Here is a 25,845-nt window from a genome sequence, read left to right on the forward strand (position 1 = left end):
TTTCCTCCATGATAGAAAGTATTAAAAATACCATTTTTTGTATTACGTGAAATTTTAAATATATTTATGAACGAACAACACTTTCTTTTTTATTAGACTCTTCTGCCACTTCTTGAAAGAGGGGATTGTCAACTCGAACATAAATAGCTTGCTCAAGAGGACTTGTTAATTCATCAACATCAAAAAATCTTGTTAATAAATTTGCTTTACACGGTAATTCTTTATCTTTCAATAATTCTTCTAAAAATGTAGATGGTTCCCGATTATATGGAAGGAACGATTCTAGTACACTACGTAATTCGGAAAGGAGAATTTCCTCATCTATTAACCTCGATGTACCAAATCCATTTATTAACCCAAACATATGGTTAAATATTAAGTAATAACGGAAACGTTCATCTGCAATACTATCATCATATAAATTACCACTCTCTTCACCAATACCAGGCAACTCAGTATCCAAAATATGTTTCATTGAGTTACAAAAATAAAATCCTTGATTATCACGAAAATAAAACTTTACTGGATAACCATCTTTCAGATGAATAACACTGTTTTGTTGATGTGCCTCTAATGCAACTCCATATTTTAAATACATCCATACCATTGGTTTTAAGGAAATATTCAGATACTGTCGGAACCAATCTAAACTTACCTCTTCACAACTTCTTCCTTCTTCTTCTGCAAGATGATGAATAATATTTGCTAATCTCGTTTTTTCACCTGGAAGCGCATCTTGGGTAAGCCCTGCAATGAGAGTTGCATTGTTTGCATTCTCATCATAGAAAGCATTTTCACGAATAATTACTTCAAATCCTGATTCTTGTCCTTCAAGTCCTAGCGTAATATAAGCTGGATCACATATAAAATCAAATCCTGGGAATTTATCTCGTACTTCTCCAATTTTTGTATTTAATATTTCTTTTCCTTCTATTCCACTTTCAAGCTCTTTCAATTTATTAACACGCATTGAATTTGTAACTTTCACAGGAAAAGAAAATTTAAACATATAGTTTGATTCTGGATGATACATTGTTCTAAGTGAGGATGTTGCCATATATGGTTTTCCAACTGGTCCGAAATACGCAAGAACACCATTATCTATCCAATTTTTAACATGTGGCTGATGCAATAACCATTCTGCTTGAAGTGGATGAATTGGAATTAAAGAATAGTCATCTTCTTCACAATAACGTTCAATAAATTCCGTATTGACAGACGGGTCTTTCCTTAACTCCCCTTTTATAATTTCTGTTGCCTGTTCCATAAGAACGGATTTTTCCTTTACTAAATCTTTATGCGCTCGAAAATAATGAAGTTGACACTCACCTTGTAATTCAGGCGAATACATTGAACTTTTCCAATTTAATATTCCTTGTCTACTCTTTGGTGTAGGGTGGGTTAAATGACCAAAAAGTAAAGATTGCTCTGCTTCTATAAAAGTCGTATGGAATCCATATAACTTTGCAACATCTTGCTCTCTCTCCCCAATAAACTCCTTCATATTTTGACAACTTTGAATAACTCGAAGTAGAAGTTCGTCCGGGTTTGTCCCCTCTCCATAGTTCATGGACATCTCTTTTATTAGTAATGTAATAACCGTTACATAATCAGCTTTCACAACATGAAAATCTGTTCCAATTTGATAATAGAAATGTTTTCCAAACAGATGACGATCTGTTTGTGATTTATATATAACTTCTGCATACAAAGTAATGTTTTGCGCCGATAACCGACAGCATAAATATGTTGAAACAGCACCTGTGTCCTTTGTATCACTAAAGATGGCACTCATATTCTCATCTTCTGTAATCCATTCCCCGCTTCCTGTTTCACGTAAATAACAATTTAAAAAACTTTGCATTGTTGCATGTTCCGCGATTTGTTTCGCATGCTGCATACTTGTCCTCCTCTTTAAAATAAAGCTATCGGAAATTTTTAATAATAACTACCAGAAATAATTGATTATCATTATCAAATATGATTTTAATTGATTATCATTATCAATTCAAGTATATCTTTCAGAATTTTTTTATCATAATTAAAATTTCATCTTTTAGGTCATATTTTTTCTATAATTTTCAACTTAATTATAATCTCATCTCTCGATAGACTATAGATACGGTACAAGGAAAATCTTAAGTTATGCAAAAAGCGCTATTCTTTCTGTAGTATGGATACAAAAAGAATAGCGCTTTTTCTGTAGTATGGATACAAACTTACATTAACTTGATAACGATTGGGTACAGAAACGATTCGTACCCCTATATAGAACAATCGCTTAGCGTACGAAATTCGCGTTTTGTTAGCAAGACTTTAACAGACTATATTTGCACCAGAATCAATTAAATTTTGATAGAATTAGAAAGTATTTAAAAATCTCAAATATATTATTTAGAAGTTTAAACCCTAATGCTAAGGAGGTGTTGTCTATGCAAAAGGAAATAGTATTTTTAGTGTGTAAATATGAGGGGATAACGTTTTAATAGCCCAAAAACTACGTGGTTCCCTTCTATATTCGAAAGGAGTATCCATATTGAACAAACTATCTTTAAAACTCATTGACAAAAGTAACTGGGAGGAGGCTATAAAATTATCAGTAAAAGAAGAACAACGTATATTTATCGCCTCCAATCTTTATTCTATTGCAGAGGTTCAATTTTTAGATAATTTCTATGCAAATGGTATATATCTTGATAACAAGCTAATAGGATTTGCAATGTTTGGAATAGACTCTGATGATAATAATTATTGGATTTATAGACTAATGATTGATAAAGAATACCAAGGACAAGGTTTAGGTATACAGGCTATATTTCTCATTATTGAAAAAATAAGAAGTATTAATAATAAAAATATTCCTCTAATCATGATTGGATATAATCCTAAAAATCTTTCAGCAAAAATTGCTTATAGGAAAGCTGGATTTGTTGAAACTCAATTATCATCTTGGGGTGAACAATTGGCGAAGTTCACCTTATAGAATACTATACATGCCTATCAACTTAAGAACGGAAACACAATGAACTCTCGTTCAAATAAACTAAAAAACTCTTAAAACACTATTTATCCTTAAAAATAGGCATATATGGTGAGGCCAATTAGGTATTATATCAATAATGTCCCTTTTCAATCAAAAATGTAGTGATTTGATTAAAATGGAAATTGTCATGATCTACCATTGCATTCATGTAGTCTTGTAAAGACTGATTTTTATCTTGAATCATATATATTTTGCTAAAATCATCTTCCGAAAATGCTTCTAGAAAGTGAATAAGGTTAAAACGAGCTTCTTTAAATTGCTGGATGAGTTCATCTTTTGTAACTCCTGATTTAGCATAATTTGCGGATTTTCTATTAAATTCATCTACATTGATGTTTGCCTTTGTTAAGCATTTTTGTGATTGTAATAATGAAAGTCGTTCAAGGATGAAGCGATCCCAAAACAAAATATGCGCTACAATTTCGGACGTCGACCATTTATCTAATTGAATAGGAATAAACCAAATTTGATCGTTAAGATTTAATAATGACTGCAATATATTGTTAATAGAAGCATATTGGACTAAAATCTCATCTTTCGTTCTCAATAAAACACTCTCCCTTCACTTTTTATACAATTCTTTCTTATTCAACAGAAAGTTAATCAAAATCCTCTGTTTATATAAAATTAAATAGGGAGAGCAATCAATTTCTTAACTTGATGGATATGTGACGGTACCCCATCGCTATCAAGCTATCAAAATAAAATACCCCCTAAAATGAAAAAATGCGCTATTCTTTCTGTAGAATCATAGAGATAGGAAGCGCTTTTTATAGCTATTTCAGATCTGTATCAAATAAACAAATTGTTCTATTATAAAAATGTTTTAGACCGAACATTGTTGGTCTAATTAGATTCCCCTATTCTTATTTTTCTACATTTGTAAAATAAAGATTTAGACTAATGACTAAGTTTCATTTCGTGAAGAAAGTTTTTATTAAAATAAAGTATTAGACTATATGGCAACTTCACATGTATACGGAATATAGGATTTCATAGCTCAATATAGAACATTAAAAGAGTGTTGATATATTAAAAAAGGGGAAATATACATGAAACTCACAAATGATGTCAAAGCTATTGTCTTAGATCTCGATGGAACTTTATTAAATTCACAAAAAGAAGTGTCTGAAAGAAGTAAAAAAGCCATTTTGACAGCTCATGAAAAAGGTCTTGCTATTATTTTTGCAACAGCAAGACCACCAAGATCTGTTAATGACTTTTTATGTAGAGAGCTTCAGGAAATAGCATCTGTTATTTATTATAACGGTGCTTTATCCGTAGATAATCAGTTAGGCAGAAAACATTACCCAATTGAACAGATGTTGACGGAAGAAATTCTAAACTATATACATACAAATCAGCCAGATGCTTATATTTCTATAGAGTCTGAAGACGTTTGGTACAGCAGCCAAACTTTAGACTATAAACAGATCATGAAAGTTACAACAAACCCTACAGTAGTAACCATTGATGAACTACGGAAGATACAAGCTTCAAAAATACTAATTTCTCAATGCTATGACTATAAAAGTTTACAGGAACTCTTTGCAAATAAAGTTAACATCATACGCACCGACTCGGGAAGCTTGATTCAAATTATGGATAAAGATGTGTCGAAAGAGCGTGCTGTTATTGATATCTGTACAGCTAAGAAAATACCTATGGATTATGTTATGCCTTTTGGGGACGACTGGAATGATTTTAACTTATTTAGGGAATCGGGATTACCAGTAGCAATGGGTAATGCTATTCCTGAGCTAAAAGAGATTGCATTTTTTGTTACTGGAAGCAATGATGAAGAAGGTGTGGCACAGGCATTAGAACAAATAATCTTTGCTGCCAATCCAAGTAAAAACTAATTGTAAAAAGACAATAAAGTTATTTAATTTTAAAATCTAAAACAAGCATAACCCCGTTATAAATTTAGGACGGGGTTAAAATATTGTTGTTTAATTTTCGATATAAGATACTTCACTGTACTTAAAAATATAACAATAAAGTAGTTTGAAAATCTAAGGTTTATTCAACCATAGCACCCTTTTCTTGAATAAATAAATAAACGATTTTTTCGTACAACATACGGTGACCCCGAGAATGCAGCTATTCTACTTTACGTGTAATAGGTTCGCTGGTTCCCCCTTATAGAAAAAATATTTTTATGACTGATTTAACACTCACCTTTATGTAAGTACCTGTACTAAAAGTGCATACTTACATATTTGTAGTGTGCTCTTTATTATAAAGATATAAAAAATACTTAAGGAGGAAAAATCTTTGAAAACTCTTGTTATCGTAACACATCCCAGCATAGAAACATCCGTCATTAATAAGCGATGGGTAGAAGAACTGAAAAAATATCCAGAAAAGTATACTGTTCACGAATTGTCTAAGGTTTACCCTGATGGAAACATAAACGTGGAAAAAGAACAAAAATTGGTTGAATCACATGGTAATCTTGTTTTGCAGTTCCCTATATATTGGTTTAATTGTCCACCTCTCCTTAAAAAATGGTTTGACAATGTTTTAACTTATGGATGGGCTTATGGTTCAAATGGAGGTGATAAATTAAAGAATCGTAGAGTTGCTTTAGGTGTATCTGCAGGAATCAAAAAAGAAGATTATAGTGAAAGCGGAAGATATCAGTATACACTTGAACAAATATTAATTCCATTTGAAACGACATTCCTGTATTGCAATGCAGATTATCGTTCGTTCTTTTCGTTTTACGGCAAAGAAAATGAGCCGGGTGGAAACGAAGAAGAAGAAAGTGAGCCGGGTACAAGCGAATTGGAAAAAAGCGCTCAGGAATATTTGAATTTTGTTGACAACCTGTAATAGGAAGCTTTATTAAAGCTACAAAAAAAGAAGTTTTTTGTTGGGGAGATACTTCTTTTGATTTAAACAAAATAGCTATACCTACTTGTGTACATCCTTCAGAGATGGAAAACGATTCTTCTCTCCCCACTCACACATCATATTTAACAAAGGAACGAGAGAAAGACCACGGTCAGATAATGAATATTCAACTTTTGGAGGTATTTGGGGAAATTCCTTGCGTATGATAAGGCCCTCTGCCTCCAGCTCTTTTAACATGATGCTTAGCGTTTTAAATGAAATGGTACCGATACTTCGCTTCAGCTCATTATGCCGCATAATCTTATTTTCAGACAGCCAATATATAATGATCATTTTATATTTACCGGCTATTAAGGACAACGTATATCCAAAGCCAGTGTCTTTTAGTTCAACTCCAGTCGGAACACAGCTTTTGCGCATAAGTTACACTCTCCCTTAGGTAAGTAATGAAATAGGCATCCTTTACAATAGATTATTATGCAATCTTATTGCAAAGGATGTAAAGTAAAATCGCTAAAAAATTTTGCTATATCTTTAATTCGAATAAATTTCAACTAAACACCCCTTAAATCAACTTTTAAAAAACTTCTTCTTTATTCAATTAAATGGCCCGATTGTTAAATAACATGAATGTCGTTTTTTAAACAACTTCTCAATAATAACATCAAAATCTTTTTAATTTATACAAGATTTTATACAAAAAAAGAATAGCGAGGATCCCTAGAATCCCCGCTATCACAACAATTTATAAAATCATGCATATCAATTAGACAAGTGTAGAAACAAAAAACCTAGTAAAAACAAGGATTCTATGAAATCCTTGCTACCGATAATGAGACGTATGTTAACCTCACATGAATGTTTATTCATATCCACTTTTCACTACTTTTATCACTAATAAAAGCAACTAATCCAATTAAATCATCGAGCATATGAATTGTTTAATACATAACCAGTTCCCAAAAGAATATATAAACATACTGTATTGTATGTACAATTTCTTGAACAAACACTTTAAAAAAGGAGTAATCTATATGCTTGAAGATAAATCTAAAGTGAATTACCCATATGAATTTGCAGAAACTACAACAACACCAATTAAAAAACCAAATTATAGAAAATTTAAAAATAGTACAGACACACAACCTTTACCTATTTCAAAACATTATGTTGAAAAACTTCTATACTCGGAAAAAATCAATAACCCTAAAAAGAAATAATCAAAAGTCTTTAAAAAACTACATTCGTATATAGACGTAGTCTTTTCCTTGCTTTTGGGCAAGAGTGCTGGCTGGGGGTTTGGGGGCTAGCTAGCCCCCAGGAACTTAGCGTTAATGAAATATGGAATAAGAGAGAATCTTGAACGGATGAACTAGCGGTTCGGTTCGTATAATTGCTTATTGGGGTAGTGTCACATCGTCATCAAGTTAAAAAATTAATTTTCTTCAAAATGAAAAACGGAACTAGATTATCATAAATAACTGTAGAGAGGTAAAAAATTTGTTTTTGGGGTACTTCAAAATCTTAACTTGATAGGCATGGGGCATACTCCCAGTAAATAGCGTAATAAAAAAGGAGATATACATAATAAGTTGTATATCTCCTTTTAAAATCTATTCATTGTTTACATAATTATATTATTTAAACTCTTTCAATCGCGCATTAATAATTTATAAAGGTTATCCATATCTCTCCAACCGTAAGCTGTCTCTTGAACATTCAACCTTTCTAAAAATTTTGTATTGACTTGCTCTGGAGAAAGCTTTTCGTAAAAGCCTATTGAAGGATTATTCGATATAACCCAGACTAATACAGAACAAATATCATTTTGCATAAATTCTGACACAAGTGATTGGAATAATCGTTGTCCCACTTTATACCCATGATATTCTTCCAAAAGATAAATCGCGTATAGTTCTCCATCATAGTCATATTTTCCTGTTCTTTCGAGCCCACCGTCGATAAATCCTATAATTTCTCCATCTAACGTTTCTGCTACATACCTGTATTGATTTCCTACCGCTTGTGTAAAAATACTTTTCCATTGTTTTTCCCGACTCTCATACGTTGTAACCTCTATAATTTCATCAGATAGTATTCCTTTATAGGTTGTTTTCCAGCTATCAACATGCACTTTCGTAATTCCTTTTATATCTTTTTCTATTGCCTTTCTGATTTTTATGTCCACTTTTCTCCCCCTCTTGTTCTTCATTATAGCAAAGGAAAACATACCATCTATATCAGTTAAGCAAATCATTTAGTATTTCTCTTTCTTCCCTATATAATTAATCTTCTACGGCAATTCATATCAAAATCATTTGAAAGAAGGAGAAACTAAGATGATACGATTTGGAATTATTGGAACCAATACAATTACCACTAGATTTATTGAAGATTCACATACGTTACCAAATTTTTCTCTTACAGCGGTATATTCAAGAACAAAAGACCGAGCAACGGAATTTGCTAGCAAATATAATGTAGATACTACTTTTACAGACTTAGAATGCATGGCAAAAAGCGATGTAATTGATGCAGTTTATATCGCAAGTCCAAACTCATTGCATGCAGAGCAGGCTATTCTCTTTATGAAACATGGCAAACATGTATTATGCGAAAAACCAATCGCCTCTCATACAACAGAACTAGAAAAAATGATTCAAGCTGCAAAAAAACATAATGTCGTTTTAATGGAGGCGGTAAAATCTACACTTCTTCCTAACTTCCAAGCTATTCAAGATAACATACATAAGATTGGAAAAGTTCGACGTTATTTTGCGAGTTTCTGCCAATATTCTTCTCGTTATGATGCTTATAAGGAAGGAACCATTCTAAATGCTTTTAATCCTGCTTTTTCAAACGGCGCATTAATGGATATTGGAGTGTATTGCATTTATCCAATGGTTGCGCTATTTGGAGCACCATCTCATGTACAAGCAAATGCCTACCTTCTAGATTCTGGTGTAGATGGAGAAGGTAGCCTTTTATTAAAATATGCTGAGATGGATGCTGTCATTATGTACTCAAAAATAACAAATTCATACGTGCCTTCTGAAATTCAAGGTGAAAACGGTAGCATAATCATTGATAAAATTAGCTCACCTACAAAAGTTGAAATTCGTTATAGAGACGGTCGTGTTGAAGATATTACAAAGCCACAATCAAATAAAACAATGTCTTATGAAACACAAGAATTTATTAGATTGATTCAGCAAAATCAATTAGAGTCCACTGTAAATTCCCATACTTCTTCTATGATTACAATGAAGATTATGGAAGAAGCTAGAAAACAGATTGGCCTTGTATTTCCAGCTGATTTAAGAAAATAATACCTATATTTAAAAAGGGTGGTTTTTTCACCACCCTTTTCCTCCTAATTATGAGATTAACTTTAATCCAATTGCAGCACCTAACACCATGCTGATAAACATAATACGAAGAACACTTTTGGACTCTCCGTATAAAATCATACCTAAAATAGCCCCTCCTGACGCTCCAATACCAGTCCAGATTGCATACGCTGTTCCCATCGGCAAACTCTTCATTGCAATCGCCAGAAACACAAAGCTTGCGCCAAATCCTAAAAGCAACATAACAAGCGACTGCCAATTTTTCTCTTTATGCAATTTATTAATCATCACAACACCAATCATTTCAAAAACACCTGCTAAAATGAGGTAAATCCAAGCCATTATGACTCCGCCCCTTCCATATTCTTTTCTTTTGTTACGAGCTTTAATCCAACTACACCAGCTAATAAGACAAGGATAAGAAGCATTTTCGTCATCTTAAATGGAACGCCGAAAAACACAATTTCTGCAAAAATAGTCCCTGCTGTTCCAAGCCCAACAAATACCGCATACACTGTCCCCACCGGCAAAATACGTCCAGCCATAATCATTAAATAAAAGCTAATAACAATTGCTACTAACGTTCCAGCCCAAGCCCATAGATTATCTGCATGCTTCAGTCCGATTACCCAAAACACTTCAAAAAATGCCGCTATAAATACCTTTATCCAATTTAAATTCATTTAAAATACTCCCTCTCTATGTGTTTATTTTAAATTCTATAATCACACATAAACTAAACTCTTTTACAGTGTTCGTGTAACATCTCTCCTTTGATATCCATCAGATTACCGAGATCTATCACATTTTCTTTCCCCTCTCTTCCAGTAAGTAAAAAATAAAAAAGCCCGGAAAGATACCTTGTAAAAGATATCCTCCCGGGCTTTTATCCCTCCGTGTAACACAGCGCTTACTGTGCGTTTTCCCTCGGACCTGGCCAGTTAATAACTGCGGAACCCTAGAAAACAATGATTCGAATTCTTGTATTAATCTATGAAGAATCATAGCAAACTAGAAGTGAAAATACAATATATTTTTATCTTTTCTTTAATTGTTTAAAAATCATTCCCCTCTTTTCAGATTATAAAAAACTGAAAAGAGGGATTAATTAATGTTCTCTACTCATGTAACTCAAAAATTTCTATACAATTATTTTTTAGTTCTTCACCAAAACCTTCAACTCTGCCTCATATTCTGTAAGTGCCTCATCTAAAATTGCTAACCCATCATCAATCTGATCTCTATTTATAGAAAGCGGCGGAATCATGCGAATTACTTCACTTGAATTCCCACAGAAGTAAAATAGTACACCTTTTTTTAATGCGATGTCTAATATTTTAAATAACCCCTCACCATTAGGTGTACCTGTTTCAGGGTTAATAATTTCAATGCCAATCATTAATCCAACAGCCCGGATACTTCCAATAACAGAATGTTTTTGTTTTAAATCATACAATTTCTGAACTGCGTAAGCACCCATTTCTTTAGCATTTTCAACCAGTCTTTCTTCTTTCATTACTTCAATCGTTGCCAGTGCCGCTGCACATGCGATTGGATTTCCTCCGAAAGTCGTACCATGCGTTCCTAAAGGCCACTTCTGCATTAACTCTTTTGAAGCAACCGTTGCACTAAGAGGTAACCCTGATGCAATTCCTTTCGCGATTGCCATAATATCTGGTGTTACTCCAAATGTTTGTGCCGCAAACCATTCACCTGTACGTCCAAACCCTGTTTGTACTTCATCAAAAATTAATAGAATTCCATGCTGATTACAAATTTCACGAACTTTCTTTAACCATTCTGCTGGTGGAACAACATATCCTCCTTCTCCTAGTACAGGCTCTACAATTACACATGCAACTTCTTCTGGTGTAACTTGATGGTTAAACAAAGTTTCAAAGTCTCTTTCTAGTTTTTCAACACAATGTTGCTCTGGATCAATCCCTTCTGGACAATCTTTTATATTTGCATATGGAATTTGATACGTTAGCCCAGTAGGTTGCATAAACTTACGGTATTTACTTTTGGAAGTTGTTACACTTAATGATCCCATTGATCTCCCATGGAAACACCCTAAAAAAGAAACAACATATGGTCTTTTCGTCACATATTTTGCTAACTTAATCGCTCCTTCAATCGCTTCTGTACCACTATTTGCAAAGAAGAAACAATCTAGCTTAGGTGGCAATACTTCTCCAAGTTCTTTCGCAAGACGTAAAATTGACTCGTACATAATAACTCCAGATGGACCGTGAGTCAGACAATCTGCACTATCCTTAATTGCTTGTACGATCTTCGGGTGACGATGTCCAACATTGGTCGTTGCAATACCTGATGTGAAATCAAGATATTTTCTCCCATCTAGGCCAAAATAGTAACATCCCTCTTCTTTCACAACCGGTAAATTTGGATGGTCTTTTGCCATACTTGGGGCTAGTAATTGTGGCATTCTTTCAATTAAATGATTCCAGTTTTTAGTCATTTGAATTCCTCCTTATGATTGTGCATCAGCTTCCCATTGCGTATAAAAATCATTGATTCATTTGTTTATGCATCTACATCTGCATTTGTATGCTGTTCTTTCCACTCTTCATACTTTTCAAATTCTGGTGACGTTAAATACGAAATGATGACAATTGATAAAACACTACATGCCATCCCATATAAAATTGGATCTGTAGCCGAAAGACCTTGTACAATTAAACCAGCTATCGTGACGATTGCACTTAAAATAATAGAGTAAAATGCCGCTTTGTCTGTTACGCGTTTCCAAAACAACCCTAAAATTATTGGAAAGAATACCGACCCAGATAATATTGCATATGCAACATCTAAAGCTACAATAACATCCTGAATCCAGATGGCGCTAACTATTACAAATATTCCGATAATTAAAGTTAGAATTCTTGAAATTCTAATTACAGCCTTTTCACTCATATTCTTAGATGTAGTACTTTTTATTATGTCGTTTACAATTAATGTTGAAGACGCTAATAGTGTTGCAGATGCAGTTGACATAAGAGCTGACACAACACTTGCAATGACAATCCCTAATAAGCCTGCTGGTAAAATTGTAATTGCCATCGTTATAAACGCACTTTGTGGATCACTTAAATTCGGAAAAACTACAGCAGCACACATGCCAATTATACTGATTGCAACAGCGTATAAAAGACAGTATACCCCTGCGCCAATTGTACCTTTTTTCGCAATCCCTACAGTCTTTGCCGTAAAAATCCGCTGCCATATATCTTGGCCGATTAGTACTCCTAAACAATATAAGAGAAAGTACGAGAAAATTTTATCTCCACCAATGTTGGCTATTTCAAAATAACTATGTGGTAATTTCTCTTGAAGAACAACCCATCCCCCGGCCTTTTGTAAACTAAGAGGCAACATAATCGCAAATACTCCAATTGTCATTACAATAAATTGAAATATATCAGTCATTGTTACAGACCACATTCCGCCAAGTAGTGTATAGAGAACAACAACACTACCACCTAATAACATACAAAGTTTGATGTCCCATCCAAGCAAGACATTTAGTATAGTTCCCATTCCAATTACTTGCGTGACAGTAATCATCGTTACATATATAAAAGTAATTAATGAAGTAATTACTCTTGTTTGAGAATTAAAGCGTAAGCCTAACAGTTCACTAATTGTAATAATTTTAAATCTCGATACTTTTTTCACTAAAAATATTCCTAATAGAATAATTCCGATGCCAATCATAACAACGAGCCATATCCCTGAAATACCAAACTCATATCCTAACCTTGCAGTTCCAATTGTAGATGCTCCGCCAAGAATTACTGCTGCTAAACAAGCAAGATACATCATTAAACCTAAACTACGACCAGCAACCATAAAATCTTCGGATGTTTTTGCTTTCCTTGCGCCTATAAAACCAATACTAATAATAATTATAAAATAACCAACCATTAGTAATATATCTACTGTATTCATAACATCCTCCTTTTCAATACATACTATTTTAGCCTTACTAAATTACGTCGTTTTTGCATCGCTACAAGAGTAATCATTTCATATGCAATGCTTGATGCCGCAATTGCTGTAATTTCTCCACTATCATACGCAGGTAATACTTCTACTAAATCAAATCCAACAATATGTAATCCATCTAATCCTTGCACAAGTTCCACTGCTTCAATTGTTGTAGGCCCACCAATTTCAGGTGTTCCCGTCCCAGGTGCGTATGCAGGATCTATAAAATCAATATCAAATGAAACAAATGTTACCGCATCCTTTACTCGTTTATGAATTCTCCGTAACACTTCTGAATATCCTATTTTTCGTACTTCTCTCATTGGAATAACTTCAAAACCTAACTTTCTTGCATCCTCTATATCATTTGGCCCATACAATGGACCACGCATTCCTATTTGAATAGAATGCTCGACATTAATGAGCCCTTCTTCAACCGCCCGCCGAAATGGAGTTCCATGCATATATTTTTCTCCATAGTAATGATCCCATGTATCACTATGAGAATCAAAATGAACAAGAGCTATAGGCCCAAATTGCTTTGCGAATGCTCTTAAATTTCCTAATGAAATAGAATGATCCCCACCTAATATAATAGGTACAATCCTTTTTTCTAATAAAGGTGTTAAACCTTCTACAATGTTGTCATATGTACGATGAATATTACCCGGTACAATATCTAAATCTCCATAATCTACACCTGAACAATAATCAAAAATATCAATCGCTTGATCTGGATTATATGGACGTAGTAAACTCGAAAAATTCCGAATATGATTCGGCCCTAAACGCGCTCCCACACGATACGACTGTGCAGTATCAAAAGGAATTCCTAACACTGCAAAATCTACATTTTCAGTCGTATTTTTTTGTTCTAGCCTCATAAACGTTTTCACTCCACAAAAACGAGGCGACATAGCAGAATCTTTAGGTTTATACATCTTCTCACTCCTACAAATTATTTTTCTGTTACTTTAAATAAAATGATGCTTCCTTTAATGGGATATTTTTCACCTCATGCTAATAGGATTGGCCTTATCAATTTCCCCCTACTCATTTCCCTGTTTTTGAATTTTGAAGTATTAAAGGCAAGTATGATAGAAGGCAATATTTTTTCCGCCTTTGTATTATTTATTAATGCAACTATCATGCCAAGTTCGAAAATAAGAAAAAGATGGAGGAAAATAATTCATCCATCTTCTCACAACTCATAACTTCAATTTATCTTATACTTCTTCAGCTTTCTTACTACAGAAGGCTGACTTATCGCTAAATTCTCTGCCATTTTCACAGTCGTCTTATATTTTTTCTTAGCATCCAATAACACTTGTTTCTCTACCATTTCTAGTATTTCCGTAAGAGTTTGAGGCGAGTTTACAACGATTTCATCACTAGAATTAGATTTATAGTAATCTGGTATATTTTCAATGGTAATTAACTTGGAATGCGATGTAATCACGAGCCGTTCTATTATATTCATTAACTCTCTTACATTACCTTTCCACTTTTGTTGCAATAAAATTTGTATAACAGCTTGATCTAATTCCCTCTCTCTTTTATATTGCGTACAAAACTTATTCAAAAATAAATACATCAAATTCATAATATCCTTAGGTCGCTCACGTAGTGGAGGAATCAAAATTGGTACAACAACTAAACGAAAGTATAAATCTTGTCTAAATTCTTTATTTACTACCAACTCTTCTAAATCACGATTTGTCGCGACAATAAGACGAAAATCCGCCTTTTTAAGCTTTGTTCCACCAACTCGATAAAACTGTCTTTCTTCAATTAACTTAAGAAGTTTTACCTGTTGGTCAAGTGAAAGCTCTCCTACTTCATCAAGAAACAAAGTTCCCCCATGAGCTAGTTCTGCATATCCAAGTTTCCCATTTTTTTTCGCTCCCGTAAAAGAACCCGCTTCATACCCAAAGAATTCAGCCTCAAATAAAGACTCAGGTATAGCAGCACAATTCACTTCAATAAAAGGTCCATATTTTCTTGGGCTCTTATCATGAATATAACGAGCAATAGCCGTTTTTCCCACTCCTGATTCTCCAAGCAGAACTGTATTTACATCCACCTCTGCAACTTGATGTACTGTCTCCATTGCTTTATACATTGCAGGATCATCAGCAACTAATCCTACTGATGTAATTTTTTCACGTAATATAAGTTGTGCTTCCTCTTTCACACGCTCCAATTCCTCTTGCATATGATCTAAATATTTCTGAATTTCTATCAAATCCGAAACATTATAAGAATAACTTACAACACGATACACTTCGCCTTCCTCATCAAATAAAGGTATACCTGTTACTAGCAATTTATTTCCTGTCTTTGTAAGCTGAACAACTGTAATTTTCTCTTTTTTTTGTATAATTAACGGCGTTACAATCGGTGTAATGATACCCGTTCGTTCCAATTCATAAATAGAAGCCCCGATTAAACTTTCATACTCAATTCCATATCTATCAGCAGTAAATTGTGTCGCTTTTAAAATCGTTCCATTTACATCTGTTACAATCAAATCATCCATTAAAGATTCCAATATCGTTTCTGTTTCAGAAATAAATTCTGTATATAACAAATTTTTCACCATCCTATAAACAAAGAAAATTCAGTCTATTTATTAATGAATAGTTTATTCGATTTTGTATAGATATGTAAAGTATAAAGTATGCCTCACATTATTTTTCTATCACTTCATACAACAAGAAAAACCCTCCAATTTTAATTACATAACTGGAGGATTTTTTATAATGCGTACTTTATCTACTTTCAACTTCGACCGAAACAATATGATCAATTTCTTTTAATGAACTGTATAATTCAGTTGTATATAACTCTTCAGGCGCTAATATAACCATTTCTAATTGCTGAGATTCACTGTCAATATCTTTAATTTTCACGCGCTTCACTTGCATGTTTAAGTTTTTAATTTGTTTAAAAATACCATCTAATTCTCGGTGCTCTTTTACGATAATTTTAATTGCTAAATCCTTTTGTCTTAAAGAATAAGGACCCGCTATTTTAACAAGGTGTGGCAATACATTTATAGCTAATATAATGAGAACCATTGCAACGGTTGCTTGTATATAAAAACCTGCTCCAATTGCAATCCCTAAAGCAGATGCTGCCCAAACCATTGATGCCGTTGTTAATCCTGAAATCACATCATTATTTCTTCTTAAAATTACACCCGCTCCAAGGAAACCAACGCCACTCACAATTTGAGCTGCTAAACGCATCGGATCCATATTTGTATGTCCGGGTGAAGAGTAAACATTCACTGATTCAATTGAAACCATCGTAATTAAACAACTCGCTACAGAAATGACCATACTTGTTTTCACACCAAGTGGTTTATTCTTTAGCTGCCTGTCAATTCCTATAAATAAACCTAAAAAGAGTGCCAAACCTAATTTGAGTAAAAATTCATATGTCATTTTTCATTCTCCTTACTTATATGATGTTCATCATTTCTTTTTTTAAACATCATTTTTTCCTTGGATATTAAACTATAACTCTTTTAAAGTTTCAATTCCAGTCTTTTCTATTTCCCGATGCTAAAAAGCCGAAAAAACATATAAATAAACTGTTTTTCCGGCTTTTTAGTCTTTATATTATTTGAATCTCTTTAATTTAACACCTTTATATACAAGCTGGTTATTTTCAAGTTATGTATTACTTATATTAAAAATATAGCTTTATTTTTGTTCCTTAACCTTAATTTTCGCTTCTTTATAGAATGCTAATTTCCCTTCGTTATACTCTTTTGTATATCCATTAAACTTCTCTTTTTCTTTTTTCATTTCTTCTGTTAATTTATTTACTTCTTTCACTTTCTCGCTAACTTCTTTTAACTTTGTTTCTTTTACTTTTAATTTCGCATAAAGCTCTTTTTCAATTGCCATTGATTTCACATAACTTTCGTTCATTTTTTGAAAAGCATCATAACGATTTTTATAAGCTTCTTCTACTTTTTTTGCTTGTTTTTGTATATTTTTATCTTCAATTTTCTCTACATTACTTTGAACTGACTTCGTTTCCTTCTGCGCTTTCTCTAATGCCTCTTTTTCATTTTTTAATACTTTTTCACGTTCATCCACATTTGAGACTGCTTGATCTAATTTTTGTGCAACTGCCTCATTATGCTCTTTTCCTTCTGTTATAATTTGAGCATATAATTCTTGTCCTTGTTTTTCCAACGTCTCTAATTTTTTCGCATCTTCAAACAACGACTTCTCTTGTTTAGCTGCATTTTCAAACGCAACAAATAGATTTTCTTCTGGTTTTTCACCAAAACAACCTGATAATAATCCTACTGATAGTGCTCCAACTAATGCTAATTTTCTATAAGTCAACTTCTTTTCCCCCTATGTTACATACGTTTATCATGCCAAAAATTCAATGGGAAGTGGTCCCCTTCATGATACGCTTCAAATTCATAACCTTTTTCTTTTAACCCTTTTATAATTGCTGGTACTGCTGCAACAGATTGCGGATGAATATCATGCATTAAGATAACTTCTTTAGGATTCGTTGCACCTGTAAGTACATTTTGAACGATTTTCGCTGAAGCAGCATCAACAGGCATTTTATTATATTTCCAATCTAAAGAGTCAATCGTCCAATCCCAAACTTTAAAGCCATCTTCTACTACTTTATTACGAAGCGCTTCATTTAAACCAGGCATAGAACCGTATGGAGGACGTGTTAATTTCGGAGATTCTCCAATAATATTTGCTATTAATCCTTGATCTTCTTTCATTTCATTCACATACTCGCCACTTGTATACAATTTTTTAAAATCATGTGTCATACTATGCATACCTACATAATGGCCTTCTGCTTTCTCACGTTTTACTAAATCTGAAAACTGTTTTACATTTGCACCAATTAAGAAAAATGTTGCTTTCGCATCATTTTGTTTTAATATATCTAGCAGTTCAGCCGTATATTTTCCTGGCCCATCATCAAAGGTAAGATAAGCCACTTTTCTCACTTGACCATTAAATTGAGTTGGTGCTGTTTTATTCATCTCCACTTTTGACTGCTCGCTTGCAAGTTGTACTGAATTCACTTGATTTGCTACTGCCCTAGCCGGTGATGTAATGGATTGAAACATAAAATACCCAACTGCAATCGCAATAATAGCCACGATTGTAACTATCATACTTTTTACATTAAATACATTTCCCATTCTACGAAATTCCTTTCTTTCTATTATTCTTCCATGCATAGCATATATATCTATTTTATTATATATGTAAACATTTTTAAATAACCTCAATGGTATTTTAATCTATTTAATACATATATTATGAACAAAAAAAGGTTGGCTAGGCGCCAACCTTTACAATTAGTTTCGAACCGCTTTTGGCGTAATACCTAGATGCTCATTCAACTTTTTAGAGATATCTTGCACATTTTTTTCGTTTGGAATGTAATAATAAATCCCACCCATACGTTTATCCGTACCTTCTATTTGCATTTTCTCCATTTGCAAATCAGTTCCGGCCATATTTTTTGTAATGGAAAGCATATCATCAAATGTTAAGTTTGTTTTCATGTTGCTATCAACTGCATCTAACAGCGATCCTAATTTACTAATTGATTGAACAGACATTGCTTTTTTCGTAATCGCTTCGATAACGAGTTGTTGTCTTTGACCACGCATTGCATCGCTATCAATTTTGCGTGTTCTTGCCAACGCTAAAGCCTGCTCTCCGTTTAAATGTTGATAACCTTTTTCTAAGTGAATCATACCTGCTTGATCTTTACTATCTTGTTCTGTAAATGAAACTGGGACATCTACATCAATACCACCAAGTGAATCTACAATTTTCACAAAAGAATCAAAGTTGAATTTCACATAATAGTCAACTGGGACATCTAAAAATCTTTCTACTGTATTCCGCGTACTTTCAACTCCACCAAATACATGGGCATGTGTAATTTTATCTTGTTTCTTTTTTGATGGAATATACACACGAGAATCACGCGGAATACTTACTAATTTCACTGATTTATCATCTTTATTAATTGTCGCTAATAATAGTGCATCCGTACGAACAGCTTCTCCATATTGCCCTTTTCGAATATCACTTCCATCAACACCCATAATTAAAACCGAAATATTATCTTTTAACGGTTCAACCTCTTTATCACGTTTAGTTGATTTTTCAATTTGTGCATACGCATCACTTACAACCGCTTTTGCTTTATTATATAATAACGAACCATATCCTACTCCTCCAAAAATGAGCAGTAAAAATGGAATCAAAATGAACCATTTTACAGATTTTCGTTTAGAACGTTTCTTTTTACTTCTTGTGTTTTGTTCTAATTCAGAGCTCATGTTTATTCTCCTCTCTTTCTCTTTTCCTAGTATACTCCATGTTTATCAATCTTCATATTGAATTTCATTTCATTCACCTTACATTTTTGTAAGGTTTCGTTGTAAAGAAGTAAAATCAATATGTATTTCATTTCACATTATACTCTCGCACTTTATTTTAACAAGATGTCAAACGATTGTTCTAAAAATTTACAATTACATTTTCAATACCTGTACAGAAAGACCGCCAGTTAGAGCTTTTATTACATAACTGGCGGCATTTTTCTACATTTATTTTTTCTTTTCATTCACTTCAGGTTTATAAATCACTTTCTTCCCCTCGTCAAAAATAACAGCTGATTTTGCAGATACTTTTGTATCTTCTGTTTTCACATCTTGATCAGAGAAGTTCACAATTATTTTTATGTCTTTTCCATAGGAAGCTGTTTGCACAAGTTTGTCTTTTGAAAGATATGCAAAGTTCGTCATCTCTTCTTTTACTGCTTTTTTATGAAATGCTTCCCATGTTTTTAAATGATGCGTAATTTCATTTTTATGCTTCTTCCATTCCACTTCATCTAAGTGATATAAAGGCGGAACGTTATATAATAGTTCATATAACATACGATTTCCGACTTCATCTTTTACCTTCAAGCTACCCCATTCCCAATGATGAGTTGTAATTACAGAGTCATTGTACACTAATTTATATAAAGGTATTGAATACGTTGGGTTTAAATACACTTGTTTATATTCTTCTTTCACTGGCACTTGCTTTGCATACTTTTCTGGAACATTTTGATTTGGTGACCAGTAACCTCCAACATAATATGGGCTTGTCTTATTCTTTCTCATATCCTCATCGGCCCATTTAATAACAGGCGTTTCAATACCATGTGCAAAAGCAATCACTTGACTTGCAAAATCATTTCCACCCTCAGAGCCAACAACCATACCTTGTTCTTTCGCGATATAATCCATCCGTTCTAAACGTGCTTTTAAATCTTGTTCTTGTGTTGTGATATGTTTTGGAGAATAATCATCATAAATCTCCCCTGTGGCATCACAATCAATAAACCATGAATGAAATGAGGTACCATTATTTAATATACCACTGACACGTTCTTTCACACTAGGTAAGGATAATGTCGGATTTAATTTACGACCTCTCCCTAAAAACCCTTGTATTTTCTCACCATTCTTTTTTGCAACTGTTGCATCTTCAAATAGTGAAGGGTCTTTAAAAGAAGCTGTATTCCAATTTTTATCGCCTTTTTCATGAATCGAATGATAAGAATCATATGGACCAACTAAATATCCCATTTTCTCAGCTTGCTTCACAAATTCTGGTTGAATGAATCCTTGCTCCCAATTTGGCAGTCCAATCCATGCATAATCAATACCAGCTCCATTCATCTCTTTTAAAACATCCGTACCATCTGCACTACCCCATTGCTCAACATCCTCAACTGCGTCACCAAGTGCCGATTTTAATAAATGTTTATTTAAGCTATACAATTCCGTTTCAGTTAATTGATCTATACCTTTTTTCAATAATCGGTTTGCTTCATCATCAACTTTCGGAAACATCTCTTCTTTGTAAAACTCCTTCATCCCTAACACTTCATTTATATAACGCAGAACAACATTTTTTTGATACTTATCAATAAAATCCTGTTTATTAATTTGATCAAATACATGTAATTCACCAGGCTCTTTACTATATTTTTGAATTAGTTCTTTCATCCATCCAAATATAGGACTATTGATTTGTCGTCTTAGTTTTGGCCAATCTATATTGCTTTGCGATAAAGCATTTTGATTCCAAAAATAAAAATGAGCTGCTCCGTATAACTTTTCAACTTCTTTATTTTGTTTTGCTTTCTCTTGTAATGTTTTAAATTCACCCTTCTCTACAATATTGTTCTTATACAATTTCGCAATATTTACCGCATCATTATCAGTCACATACAGTTGAAAACCGTACGATTTATTTTTGTTAATACTCGGAAATTCATGAGTGAAATCAAATCCGATTTTCGGATTTGATTGGAATTTCACTTCGTTATTAAATATATTGTTTGCAACAAATACCGTGGAATATTTCGAACCATTTAACGCAAAAAATTTCATTGAAAATGACTCCGTAAATGAATACGTCTCATCCTTTAAAAATCCCTTCCAATTCTCATCATTACTCGGAATATACTTTCCTTCCCATAAAGGAAGTGTATAATTCTCAGCTTGTACTTTTGGCCAAGTAAAGCTTTCTGCACCTGTAGATTCAATCGTAATATTTAAATGATCTTTTTTCTTTTCCAAACTCATTTTCACTTTCTGATCAGGATATTCCCATGATGTATGTGTATCATCTTTTTTCAGCTTTGATACTTTCATTTTCGGTAAAGGATGTGATGCTTGTTCCTTCACTCCATCATGCTCGACTGTTAAAGCAAATGTTTCAGGATTAACTTCATACGTAAAATCTTTATATATTACTTTTTTTGCTTTGAATTCATGTGAAACATTGTTTTGTTTCCAATCGCAGCCCGCCAAAGTCGTAATTGTCATTGTTGTAAGAAGACATATTGTCATCATTTTTTTCATCTTCTGCACCTCCACCTCTGAATATACAGGTGGTTTGTTACAGGAATATGGCAATACTAAGTAATAAAAAATCATTATAGATAAGAACATAATTCATTATAAACAGCTCTAGTATTCCAATGAGCATAGCAAAAGGGTACAGACTTAATCTTTTAGATTAAATCTGTACCCTTTTGCTTTAACACTTTATTTTCTTACTGATAAACCAGCACCTTGCTCTCTTTTCACAACCGTTCCTTCATGATCAATTTCTAACTGACAAGCTTGCATAGCCGGAAATACTTTTGCTAATTGCACAGCAATTTCCTGACGTTTTTCATACGGAGTCAGAATAAAAACCGCTGGTCCAGCACCACTAAGCGCAGTTCCATATGCTCCAATTTTTTTTGCATACTGGCGGATTTCTGGTAATAAGGGAATCAGCTGTGAACGATATGGTTCATGAAACAGATCCCTTTCCATCATTTCACCAACAATTCCCCATTTCTTTTGGCACAATGCTGCCACTAATACGTTACTTACTGCGCTGGCACGAACTGCATCATGGAAGTGAAATGTCTCTGGTAATACAGAACGACTTTTATTTGTATTTAATTCTTCATCAGGAATAAGAGAGATTACACCTAATTCTTTACTCTCTATTCTAACAACAGATACATGATCCCCATCCATCGCTCCAATAACAGTACCTCCTAAAATAGAAGCAGCTACATTATCAGGGTGCCCCTCGAAATTCGTAGCAAGATGAATTTTTTCATCTGTTGTTAAATGTAATTCTCCAAGTTGATCTGCAAGTTCTATTCCCGCTACAATGGCTGATGCACTACTTCCTAACCCTCGCGCAAGCGGAATATTACTAGTAGCTTCTATTTTATGTGGAGATAAAGAAGGACATACTTTAAGTGCCGTACTTACAATTAAATTTCTTTCATCATTCGGGATTGAAGAATCAAATGAATGTGTAACATGCCAATGAGTTGACTTTTCTTTCACAGCTACTTCTAAATATAATGATAATGCTATTCCAACAGAGTCGAAACCAGGACCTACATTTGCTGTACTAGCTGGAACACGAACTTTAAAAGGAATCATGAAACAATCACTCCTTTAATATGTTCTTTTATTTGTTCCATATCATTTGAAACACTTGCAATTTCCAAATAATTAGAAGCAATAGCAATGTCAGGGTCTTTTAAACCATTTCCTGTTAACACAGCAACAACCGTCTCGCCCTTATGGATTTTTCCTACTTGAACATGTTTGATTACACCTGCCAGAGAAGCATTTGACCCTGGTTCTGCAAAAACTCCCTCTGTTTTCGCTAACAACCTGTACGCATTTAAAATTTCTTCGTCTGATACCATATCAATTTCACCATTTGATTGTTCCGCTGCTTCTACAGCATAGGACCAACTTGCTGGATTACCAATGCGAATCGCAGTTGCGACTGTTTCTGGTGAATCAATGACATGACCTTTAACAATTGCAGCTGCTCCTTCTGCTTCAAAACCATGAATTCTTGGCTTTTTAAACCCCTTTTCTTTTTCATACTCACAGAAACCTTTCCAATATGCTGTAATATTCCCTGCATTTCCAACTGGGATAGCAAGAACATCTGGTGCTTTTTGCAACTGATCACAAATTTCAAACGCAGCTGTTTTTTGACCTTCAATTCGATATGGATTCACCGAGTTTACTAATGTAATCGGCTCTTCTGCCGCAATTTGGCGTACAGCTCGAAGCGCATCATCAAAGTTTCCTTCTATTGAAATAATCTCTGCTCCATATGCGATTGCTTGTGCTAACTTCCCATGAGCAATTTTCCCTTCTGGTATAACAATAATACACTTCATCCCAAGGCGAGCGGCATATGCCGCTGCCGCTGCTGATGTATTGCCTGTTGAAGCACAAATGATTGCTTGTGATCCTTCTTCTTTTGCTTTCGCTACGGCCATTACCATTCCTCTATCTTTAAAAGATCCTGTTGGATTAGCACCTTCATATTTTCCATATAAATGAATCCCTAATTCTTTAGAAATATTCAGAAGTGGAATGAGTGGTGTATTTCCTTCCATCAAGCTTACATCTGGTGTCTGATCATTCACTGGTAAATAAGAAGCATATTGCTTTAGTAATCCTTTATACATATTGTTTCTCCTCCTCAATAGCGTAATAACTCTTTATTTCATTCGCTACATTCTCTATTGATGCTAAAACTTTTTCAAACTGATATTTTGAAGTTTGATGCGTCACAATTACAATTTCCGCCAGCTCTTGATTGAATGGCAATTGTATAATTTCTTCTAAGCTAATTGATTCATTAACGAAACATTCTGTTATTTTTTGAAACATTCCTGGTTCATCTCCTAATAAAATACGTAAAAAGTATTTTGAAACAACTTCTTCATCCCGTTTTAATTTATAAGGCACTAACTCTTTTAGCACATCTTGATTTTTCATTACTTGATTCATATTTTTAACGATTGAAATAATATCACTCACTACAGCAGATCCTGTTGGTAATTTCCCAGCCCCTGGCCCATAAAACATAACTTCCCCAACCGCATGACCGTGTACATATACAGCGTTAAATTCGTTGTTCACATTAGATAGCGGATGATGACTTGGTAATAAAGTAGGCGCTACGCTTAAATTAATCGCTGAACCTTCCTTCTCCGCTTTTCCAACTAGTTTCATAGTAAACCCTAGTTTCTTAGCCATTTCTAAATCTTCTTTTTCTACATTTCGAATACCTCGAACACGTACATCATCTAACGAAACATTCATCGAAAATCCTAAGTTTGCAAGGATAGCCACCTTTCGCGCAGCATCTAGTCCATCTACATCTGCTGATGGATCCGATTCTGCAAACCCTAGCTTTTGCGCTTCTTGTAGCGCTTGTTCATATGACCAACCATTTTGACTCATTTTTGTTAATATATAATTTGTTGTGCCATTTACAATCCCCATAATTTTTTCAATATGATCAGAAGCTAAGCCGTCTACTAATCCTCTTAAAATTGGAATCCCTCCAGCTACACTTGCTTCATAATACAACTGACAGCCATTTTCGTTTGCTAACTTTAATAATTCATTACCATATACAGCCATTAAGTCTTTGTTTGCAGTTACGACATGTTTTTTATTACGTAACGCCCTTACAATAGCCTGTTTTGCTTCTTGAATTCCGCCCATCACTTCTACTACGATATCAATGTTGAGGTCTTCTAAAATTTCATTTGCATCACTTGTTATCAGGATTCCATCAATTGAAACATCGCGTTCTTTTTCTACATCACGTACTGCTACTGCCTTTACCTTTACTTCATATCCTGTATCAAGACTTATTTTCTCCTTGTGATCTTTCAAAATATGAACAACGCCACTTCCTACTGTTCCAAGCCCTAATACTCCAACGTGTACTACATTTCCCATTTTAAAATCTCCTCCTATTTTTTAAAATATCCGATGATTTTCTTCTTATTTGCGCAGTCAATGGTGGTTCTCGTTCGGATCAATTGTTTCACTCCAACTGCACCTCCTTTCAATTCAGTAATAATTTTTATAAAAAAACACACACTCATCCCTAAAAAAGGGACGAATGTGTTTTCGTGGTTCCACCCTTGTTCCAA

General features: G+C 33.8%; 23 protein-coding genes, 1 riboswitch and 1 other annotated feature (1 of these 25 cut by a window edge). Of the genes, 5 read left to right on the top strand and 18 right to left on the bottom strand.

Annotation, left to right across the window (positions count from 1 at the left end):
- Positions 1-64 precede the first annotated feature (64 nt).
- Complete coding sequence (locus tag AAIE21_RS17565; RefSeq protein ID WP_343267945.1) at positions 65-1,900, bottom strand: IucA/IucC family protein; 1,836 nt, start codon at positions 1,898-1,900, stop codon at positions 65-67.
- A gap of 636 nt (positions 1,901-2,536) precedes the next feature.
- Here AAIE21_RS17565 and AAIE21_RS17570 point away from each other — a divergent pair.
- Positions 2,537-2,983 carry a GNAT family N-acetyltransferase gene (locus AAIE21_RS17570; protein ID WP_343267946.1) on the top strand — a complete coding sequence of 149 codons (447 nt, stop codon included), beginning with the start codon at positions 2,537-2,539 and terminating at the stop codon, positions 2,981-2,983.
- A gap of 130 nt (positions 2,984-3,113) precedes the next feature.
- Here the strand turns inward: AAIE21_RS17570 and AAIE21_RS17575 are convergent, their stop codons facing one another.
- Entirely contained in the window at positions 3,114-3,590 is a 477-nt protein-coding gene (locus AAIE21_RS17575; RefSeq protein ID WP_343267947.1) for a DinB family protein, read from the bottom strand.
- Between the two features lie 505 nt (positions 3,591-4,095).
- Between AAIE21_RS17575 and AAIE21_RS17580 the strand changes: the two genes are divergently transcribed.
- Positions 4,096-4,905 (top strand): Cof-type HAD-IIB family hydrolase, encoded by an 810-nt coding sequence (locus tag AAIE21_RS17580; protein WP_343267948.1) that lies wholly within the window; start codon positions 4,096-4,098, stop codon positions 4,903-4,905.
- A 415-nt stretch (positions 4,906-5,320) separates the two neighbouring features.
- Positions 5,321-5,881, top strand: coding sequence for an NAD(P)H-dependent oxidoreductase (locus AAIE21_RS17585; RefSeq protein WP_343267949.1), 561 nt, complete (start codon positions 5,321-5,323; stop codon positions 5,879-5,881).
- Positions 5,882-5,962: 81 nt separating this feature from the next.
- On the opposite strand, the gene AAIE21_RS17590 is transcribed toward AAIE21_RS17585, so the two are convergent.
- On the bottom strand, positions 5,963-6,322 hold the full coding sequence (locus AAIE21_RS17590) for a winged helix-turn-helix transcriptional regulator (protein WP_343267950.1): 360 nt from the start codon (positions 6,320-6,322) through the stop codon (positions 5,963-5,965).
- Positions 6,323-6,936: 614 nt separating this feature from the next.
- Between AAIE21_RS17590 and AAIE21_RS17595 the strand changes: the two genes are divergently transcribed.
- On the top strand, positions 6,937-7,122 hold the full coding sequence (locus tag AAIE21_RS17595; RefSeq protein ID WP_343267951.1) for a hypothetical protein: 186 nt from the start codon (positions 6,937-6,939) through the stop codon (positions 7,120-7,122).
- A 431-nt stretch (positions 7,123-7,553) separates the two neighbouring features.
- On the opposite strand, the gene AAIE21_RS17600 is transcribed toward AAIE21_RS17595, so the two are convergent.
- Positions 7,554-8,090 carry a GNAT family N-acetyltransferase gene (locus AAIE21_RS17600; protein ID WP_343267952.1) on the bottom strand — a complete coding sequence of 179 codons (537 nt, stop codon included), beginning with the start codon at positions 8,088-8,090 and terminating at the stop codon, positions 7,554-7,556.
- A 151-nt stretch (positions 8,091-8,241) separates the two neighbouring features.
- Between AAIE21_RS17600 and AAIE21_RS17605 the strand changes: the two genes are divergently transcribed.
- Positions 8,242-9,231, top strand: coding sequence for a Gfo/Idh/MocA family protein (locus tag AAIE21_RS17605; RefSeq protein ID WP_343267953.1), 990 nt, complete (start codon positions 8,242-8,244; stop codon positions 9,229-9,231).
- Positions 9,232-9,279: 48 nt separating this feature from the next.
- Here AAIE21_RS17605 and AAIE21_RS17610 read toward each other — a convergent pair whose 3' ends face one another.
- The 14 genes from AAIE21_RS17610 to AAIE21_RS17675 all read right to left on the bottom strand — a co-directional run bounded on the left by AAIE21_RS17610 (position 9,280) and on the right by AAIE21_RS17675 (position 25,648).
- Positions 9,280-9,594: a DMT family transporter gene (locus tag AAIE21_RS17610; protein ID WP_343267954.1), complete on the bottom strand. Its 315-nt coding sequence runs from the start codon at positions 9,592-9,594 to the stop codon at positions 9,280-9,282.
- Positions 9,594-9,935, bottom strand: a complete 342-nt coding sequence (locus AAIE21_RS17615; RefSeq protein ID WP_343267955.1) for a DMT family transporter — start codon at positions 9,933-9,935, stop codon at positions 9,594-9,596. The genes AAIE21_RS17610 and AAIE21_RS17615 overlap by 1 nt, the downstream gene beginning before the upstream one ends.
- A gap of 190 nt (positions 9,936-10,125) precedes the next feature.
- A riboswitch (guanidine-I (ykkC/yxkD leader) is annotated at positions 10,126-10,225 on the bottom strand.
- A 183-nt stretch (positions 10,226-10,408) separates the two neighbouring features.
- Complete coding sequence (locus tag AAIE21_RS17620) at positions 10,409-11,734, bottom strand: aspartate aminotransferase family protein (protein ID WP_343267956.1); 1,326 nt, start codon at positions 11,732-11,734, stop codon at positions 10,409-10,411.
- Positions 11,735-11,799: 65 nt separating this feature from the next.
- Positions 11,800-13,224 (bottom strand): sodium:solute symporter family protein, encoded by a 1,425-nt coding sequence (locus AAIE21_RS17625; RefSeq protein WP_343267957.1) that lies wholly within the window; start codon positions 13,222-13,224, stop codon positions 11,800-11,802.
- A gap of 23 nt (positions 13,225-13,247) precedes the next feature.
- Entirely contained in the window at positions 13,248-14,204 is a 957-nt protein-coding gene (speB, locus tag AAIE21_RS17630) for an agmatinase (protein WP_343267958.1), read from the bottom strand.
- A 275-nt stretch (positions 14,205-14,479) separates the two neighbouring features.
- Positions 14,480-15,853 carry a sigma-54 interaction domain-containing protein gene (locus AAIE21_RS17635; RefSeq protein WP_343267959.1) on the bottom strand — a complete coding sequence of 458 codons (1,374 nt, stop codon included), beginning with the start codon at positions 15,851-15,853 and terminating at the stop codon, positions 14,480-14,482.
- Between the two features lie 181 nt (positions 15,854-16,034).
- Positions 16,035-16,712 carry an MgtC/SapB family protein gene (locus AAIE21_RS17640; RefSeq protein ID WP_343267960.1) on the bottom strand — a complete coding sequence of 226 codons (678 nt, stop codon included), beginning with the start codon at positions 16,710-16,712 and terminating at the stop codon, positions 16,035-16,037.
- A gap of 261 nt (positions 16,713-16,973) precedes the next feature.
- Positions 16,974-17,630, bottom strand: a complete 657-nt coding sequence (locus AAIE21_RS17645) for a YkyA family protein (RefSeq protein WP_343267961.1) — start codon at positions 17,628-17,630, stop codon at positions 16,974-16,976.
- Between the two features lie 17 nt (positions 17,631-17,647).
- The gene (locus AAIE21_RS17650) at positions 17,648-18,469 is read right to left on the bottom strand and encodes a peptidoglycan-N-acetylglucosamine deacetylase (RefSeq protein WP_343267962.1); all 822 of its coding nucleotides are present in this window, start codon (positions 18,467-18,469) and stop codon (positions 17,648-17,650) included.
- Between the two features lie 159 nt (positions 18,470-18,628).
- Positions 18,629-19,627, bottom strand: a complete 999-nt coding sequence (locus tag AAIE21_RS17655; RefSeq protein WP_343267963.1) for an LCP family protein — start codon at positions 19,625-19,627, stop codon at positions 18,629-18,631.
- A 270-nt stretch (positions 19,628-19,897) separates the two neighbouring features.
- Positions 19,898-22,213, bottom strand: a complete 2,316-nt coding sequence (locus AAIE21_RS17660; RefSeq protein ID WP_343267964.1) for a glycoside hydrolase — start codon at positions 22,211-22,213, stop codon at positions 19,898-19,900.
- Between the two features lie 186 nt (positions 22,214-22,399).
- Entirely contained in the window at positions 22,400-23,305 is a 906-nt protein-coding gene (thrB, locus tag AAIE21_RS17665; protein WP_343267965.1) for a homoserine kinase, read from the bottom strand.
- Entirely contained in the window at positions 23,302-24,360 is a 1,059-nt protein-coding gene (thrC, locus tag AAIE21_RS17670; RefSeq protein WP_343267966.1) for a threonine synthase, read from the bottom strand. The genes thrB and thrC overlap by 4 nt, the downstream gene beginning before the upstream one ends.
- The gene (locus AAIE21_RS17675) at positions 24,353-25,648 is read right to left on the bottom strand and encodes a homoserine dehydrogenase (protein ID WP_343267967.1); all 1,296 of its coding nucleotides are present in this window, start codon (positions 25,646-25,648) and stop codon (positions 24,353-24,355) included. Before AAIE21_RS17675 ends, thrC begins: the two co-directional genes overlap by 8 nt.
- Before the next feature lie 155 nt (positions 25,649-25,803).
- Positions 25,804-25,845: a binding site (T-box leader), on the bottom strand (it continues 192 nt past the right edge of the window).

The organism is Paenibacillus sp. 102 (assembly GCF_039549175.1).
Taxonomy (GTDB): Bacteria; Bacillota; Bacilli; order Bacillales; family Bacillaceae_G; genus Bacillus_A.

What these genes read in the sequence shown, in the direction of transcription:
- AAIE21_RS17615 (WP_343267955.1), bottom strand. Translation starts at nt 9,935, where the DNA reads ATGAATTTAAATTGGATAAAGGTATTTATAGCGGCATTTTTTGAAGTG.
- AAIE21_RS17590 (WP_343267950.1), bottom strand. Translation starts at nt 6,322, where the DNA reads ATGCGCAAAAGCTGTGTTCCGACTGGAGTTGAACTAAAAGACACTGGC.
- AAIE21_RS17625 (WP_343267957.1), bottom strand. Translation starts at nt 13,224, where the DNA reads ATGAATACAGTAGATATATTACTAATGGTTGGTTATTTTATAATTATT.
- thrC (WP_343267966.1), bottom strand. Translation starts at nt 24,360, where the DNA reads ATGTATAAAGGATTACTAAAGCAATATGCTTCTTATTTACCAGTGAAT.
- AAIE21_RS17605 (WP_343267953.1), top strand. Translation starts at nt 8,242, where the DNA reads ATGATACGATTTGGAATTATTGGAACCAATACAATTACCACTAGATTT.
- thrB (WP_343267965.1), bottom strand. Translation starts at nt 23,305, where the DNA reads ATGATTCCTTTTAAAGTTCGTGTTCCAGCTAGTACAGCAAATGTAGGT.
- AAIE21_RS17655 (WP_343267963.1), bottom strand. Translation starts at nt 19,627, where the DNA reads ATGAGCTCTGAATTAGAACAAAACACAAGAAGTAAAAAGAAACGTTCT.
- AAIE21_RS17610 (WP_343267954.1), bottom strand. Translation starts at nt 9,594, where the DNA reads ATGGCTTGGATTTACCTCATTTTAGCAGGTGTTTTTGAAATGATTGGT.
- AAIE21_RS17620 (WP_343267956.1), bottom strand. Translation starts at nt 11,734, where the DNA reads ATGACTAAAAACTGGAATCATTTAATTGAAAGAATGCCACAATTACTA.
- AAIE21_RS17595 (WP_343267951.1), top strand. Translation starts at nt 6,937, where the DNA reads ATGCTTGAAGATAAATCTAAAGTGAATTACCCATATGAATTTGCAGAA.
- AAIE21_RS17675 (WP_343267967.1), bottom strand. Translation starts at nt 25,648, where the DNA reads ATGGGAAATGTAGTACACGTTGGAGTATTAGGGCTTGGAACAGTAGGA.
- AAIE21_RS17565 (WP_343267945.1), bottom strand. Translation starts at nt 1,900, where the DNA reads ATGCAGCATGCGAAACAAATCGCGGAACATGCAACAATGCAAAGTTTT.
- AAIE21_RS17580 (WP_343267948.1), top strand. Translation starts at nt 4,096, where the DNA reads ATGAAACTCACAAATGATGTCAAAGCTATTGTCTTAGATCTCGATGGA.
- speB (WP_343267958.1), bottom strand. Translation starts at nt 14,204, where the DNA reads ATGTATAAACCTAAAGATTCTGCTATGTCGCCTCGTTTTTGTGGAGTG.
- AAIE21_RS17660 (WP_343267964.1), bottom strand. Translation starts at nt 22,213, where the DNA reads ATGAAAAAAATGATGACAATATGTCTTCTTACAACAATGACAATTACG.
- AAIE21_RS17650 (WP_343267962.1), bottom strand. Translation starts at nt 18,469, where the DNA reads ATGGGAAATGTATTTAATGTAAAAAGTATGATAGTTACAATCGTGGCT.
- AAIE21_RS17640 (WP_343267960.1), bottom strand. Translation starts at nt 16,712, where the DNA reads ATGACATATGAATTTTTACTCAAATTAGGTTTGGCACTCTTTTTAGGT.